The sequence below is a fragment of the Moraxella sp. genome (assembly GCF_024227015.1).
In the GTDB taxonomy this organism is placed as follows: domain Bacteria; phylum Pseudomonadota; class Gammaproteobacteria; order Pseudomonadales; family Moraxellaceae; genus Moraxella.
In genome coordinates, this window is the sequence record NZ_JAAELD010000312.1 from 1 (window position 1) to 2144 (window position 2144).

1 protein-coding gene is annotated in these 2144 nt (G+C 47.9%); it reads right to left on the reverse strand.

The annotated features are described in order from the left end of the window. Window positions 1-2045: phosphoenolpyruvate synthase (gene ppsA / locus GY683_RS07145; RefSeq protein WP_297288079.1), on the reverse strand; the 2045-nt coding region annotated here is incomplete at its 3' end. Window positions 2046-2144: the final 99 nt, after the last annotated feature.

The window sequence follows — 2144 nt, forward strand, 5'->3', positions numbered from 1 at the left end:
AAGGCATTGGTTGGCAATTCGCACATCATGATGATTTCAAGACCATTCTCGCCACGTTTTAGCCCATTTTTTTCAAGTAATTCAATGACTTGGCGGGCTTCGCCTGTGGTACGCACAAACGGAATCATGATTTTTACGTTGGTTAGCCCCATGTCATCACGAACGTATTTTAACGCACGGCATTCAAGCTCAAAGCAATCACGGAAATTGTCCGAGATATAACGGCTCGCCCCACGGAAACCGAGCATTGGGTTTTCTTCGTGCGGTTCGTACAGCTTACCGCCGATTAGGTTGGCGTATTCGTTGGATTTAAAATCACTCATACGCACAATGACAGGCTTATCTTTAAATGCCACGGCAAGCGTTGAAATGCCTTCGATGAGTTTGTTGATATAAAACTCCACAGGCGAGTTGTACCCTGCGATACGCTCAAACACTTGGGCTTGGGTCTCTTGGGGTAAGGTGTCCACGTTCAAAAGAGCTTTGGGGTGTACGCCAATCATGCGGTTGATGATAAATTCTAAGCGAGCCAGACCCACGCCTTCGTTCGGGATTTGGGCAAAGTCAAAGGCACGGTCAGGGTTACCCACGTTCATCATAACCTTAAAGCCAAGCTCAGGCATACTGGCGACAGAATTTTTTTGCACGTCAAAGTCCAAAATGCCGTCATAAATAAAGCCCGTATCGCCCTCGGCACATGACACCGTTACCGCTTGACTGTCTGTCAAAAGCTCGGTGGCGTTACCACAGCCGACAATGGCAGGTACGCCAAGCTCACGAGCGATAATCGCCGCATGGCAAGTACGTCCGCCACGGTTCGTGATAATCGCACTGGCACGCTTCATCACAGGTTCCCAGTCGGGGTCGGTCATGTCAGACACCAGCACATCGCCGTCTTGAACTTTACTCATCTCGTTGAGATTAGTAACGATACGCACCTTACCTGCACCGACACGCTGACCGATAGAACGCCCTTCGCATAGGACTTTCGCCCCCTTGCTATTGATGACATAACGCTCCATGCTCGTTTTGTCTTGGCGAGATTTGACGGTCTCGGGGCGAGCTTGTACGATGAATAATTCATTGGTATCGCCGTCTTTTGCCCACTCAATATCCATAGGGCAACCGTAGTGTTTTTCGATGATAAGGGCTTGTTTGGCAAGGCGAGTTAGCTCATCGGTATTTAGGGCGAACTGCTGACGGTCGCCTTTTTCCACGTCCACGATTTTGGTTGAGCGTTTGGTCGTCCCTTCATCGCCATAGACCATTTTAATGTGTTTTGAGCCAAGATTACGGCGAACCACCGCAGGGAGATTTTCCGCCAATAATTTTTTGGACAAATAAAACTCATCAGGGTTTACCGCCCCTTGCACCACCATTTCGCCCAAGCCATAGCTTGCCGTGATAAATACCACATCATTAAATCCACTTTCGGTGTCAATGGTGAACATCACGCCAGACGTGCCCGTCTCCGAGCGTACCATACGCTGAACGCCTGCTGACAACGCCACGCCTGCGTGCTCAAAGCCTTTGTGGACACGGTAGGCGATTGCACGGTCGTTGTAAAGGCTTGCAAACACTTCTTTAATGGCAATCAGCACGTTGTCAATGCCACGAATGTTAAGGAAGGTCTCTTGCTGACCTGCAAAAGACGCATCGGGCAAGTCTTCGGCAGTCGCTGACGAACGCACCGCCACCGCCACATCTTGACCGCCTGTAAGTGTATCAAATGCCGTGCGAATCTCGTCTTCTAAGTCTTTTGGCAGCTCTTGGGCGATGACCCAGCCACGCACTTTTGCCCCCACTTCGGCAAGTTTTTCAACATCATCAACGTCCAAGCCTTTTAGTTCGGCATTGATTTTATCAAGCAAACCCGTTTCGTTCAAAAAGCGGTTAAACGCATCTGCGGTCGTAGCAAAGCCGTTTGGCACAGACACGCCAACATTGGCTAGGTTACTAATCATCTCGCCCAAAGACGCATTTTTACCACCGACAATTTCAACATCGTCTTTACCAAGTTTGTTAAAGGGGATAACTTGTGCCATAAGAACACCTTTTTAATCTATAAAAAATTTGTCAAATTATAACGATAAATCGCTTAATACTCAATGATATTTCTTATAAAAATAGGCATATTTTTTATA